The sequence below is a fragment of the Gordonia desulfuricans NBRC 100010 genome, assembly GCF_001485495.1.
In the GTDB taxonomy this organism is placed as follows: Bacteria; Actinomycetota; Actinomycetes; order Mycobacteriales; family Mycobacteriaceae; genus Gordonia; species Gordonia desulfuricans.
On the sequence record NZ_BCNF01000213.1, the window covers coordinates 1 to 1,775 of the forward strand.

Here is a 1,775-nt window from a genome sequence, read left to right on the forward strand (position 1 = left end):
GCCCCCGCGGGACACCCCGCCCACACCGGAACGCGGTCGGCGTCGTCGCAGGGGTCCGCGACGGCCGCGCAGGCGCCGGGTCGGCCGCATCCTGCTGGTGGTGCTGCTCCTGCTCGTCGTCACCCCGATCGGGCTGATGTTCTACTACGACAGCAAACTCGACCGGATCGACGCGCTGGCCACCTATGCCGGTCGGCCCGCCGCCAGTCCGGGCACCACCTGGCTGATCGTGGGCACCGATTCCCGCGCCGGGCTCACCGACGAGCAGAAACGTGATCTCGCCACCGGCGACAGCGACGGCGCCCGCACCGACACGATCATGCTGGTCTACAAGCCGTCGTCGGGTGATCCGGCGATCATCTCGATCCCGCGTGACCTGTACGTCCCGATCCCCGGGAACGGCGAGCACAAGATCAACGCCGCCTTCGGTATCGGCGGTGCGCCGCTGCTCGTGCAGACCGTCGAAGAGTTGTCGGGGATGCGGCTCGACCACTACGCCGAGATCGGTTTCGGTGGATTCGACTCGCTCGTCGACGCGATCGGCGGCGTCGACATCTGCGTCGACGCCCCGATGCGGGATCCGAAGGCCGGCCTGAATCTGAAGGCCGGATGCCAGACCCTCAACGGGCAGCAGGCCCTCGGCTTCGTCCGGACCCGCGACTTCCCCAACGCCGATCTCCAGCGGGTGCAGAACCAGCGCAAGTTCCTGGCCGCACTGATGTCGAAGGCGACGGGCTTCTCGGTGTTGCTCAACCCGTTCCGGCTGTTCCCGTTCGTCAACGGTGTCGTCGACACCCTCGTCGTCGACAACGGCACCCACATCTGGAATCTGGCCTCCCTCGCGTGGGCGCTGCGCAGTTCCCCGCAGACCGTGACCACCCCGAACGGCGGCGACATCTACACCGACGACGGCGATTCGCTGGCCGTCGGCGACAACACCAAGGAGTTCTTCGACGCCATCCGGCGGGGACAACCCATCCCCGATCATCTGCTCGATTCGACCCCGAACTGAGGACATAGAACAAGGTCAGACTGTCCTCAGTAAGGGTCAACTGGGGTGAATCGGACGGCCGAAGGACTCTATCCTCGACGTATGACCACCACAGATCGCACCAAGTTCCAGGAGTTGTTGCACGCGCAGATCGGCCACGAGTTCGCCGCGTCGCAGCAGTACATCGCGGTCGCCGTCTACTACGACAATCACGACATGCCGCAGCTGGCCCGCCACTTCTACACCCAGTCCGTCGAGGAGCGGAACCACGCGATGATGATCGTGCAGTACTTCCTCGACCGCGACATCGAGGTGTCGGTTCCCGGCATCGATCCGCCGCGTTCGGAGTTCTCCGACTACAAGGCCCCCATCGAGCTGGCCCTCGACCAGGAGAAGCGCGTCACCCAGCAGATCGTCGATCTCGCCAAGTCGGCCCGCGACACCGGTGACTACCTCGGCGAGCAGTTCATGCAGTGGTTCCTCAAGGAGCAGATCGAAGAGGTCGCCACCATGACCACGCTGCAGACCATCGCCGAGCGCGCCAACGGCAACCTGTTCGACCTCGAGAACTTCGTCGAGCGTGAGCTCAACGGCAGCGCGGGCAAGGACGCCACCGCTCCCCCCGCTGCGGGCGGCAATCTCTGATTCACGCTGAAGGCCGTCCACCGTCGGTGGGCGGACTTCGTCGTATCCGGTTGTCGCGTCGGCATATTCGGCCGTCTGAGGTTTCGACACGCCTCGTCGCTACGCTCCTCGTCGGCTCAACCACCAACTAGCCGTGGAT

The 1,775-nt window shown here is 65.4% G+C and carries 2 protein-coding genes; both read left to right on the forward strand.

Annotated features, from left to right (window positions below; translation table 11 throughout):
- On the forward strand, positions 1 to 1,012 hold a 1,012-nt coding region (locus GD1_RS23885), incomplete at its 5' end, for an LCP family protein (RefSeq protein WP_238404309.1).
- Between the two features lie 81 nt (positions 1,013 to 1,093).
- Positions 1,094 to 1,636: a ferritin gene (locus tag GD1_RS23890; RefSeq protein WP_020792123.1), complete on the forward strand. Its 543-nt coding sequence runs from the start codon at positions 1,094 to 1,096 to the stop codon at positions 1,634 to 1,636.
- Positions 1,637 to 1,775: the final 139 nt, after the last annotated feature.

Bases quoted from the DNA above. Each gene is read 5' to 3' on its own strand.
- GD1_RS23890 (WP_020792123.1), top strand. From the start codon at position 1,094: ATGACCACCACAGATCGCACCAAGTTCCAGGAGTTGTTGCACGCGCAG.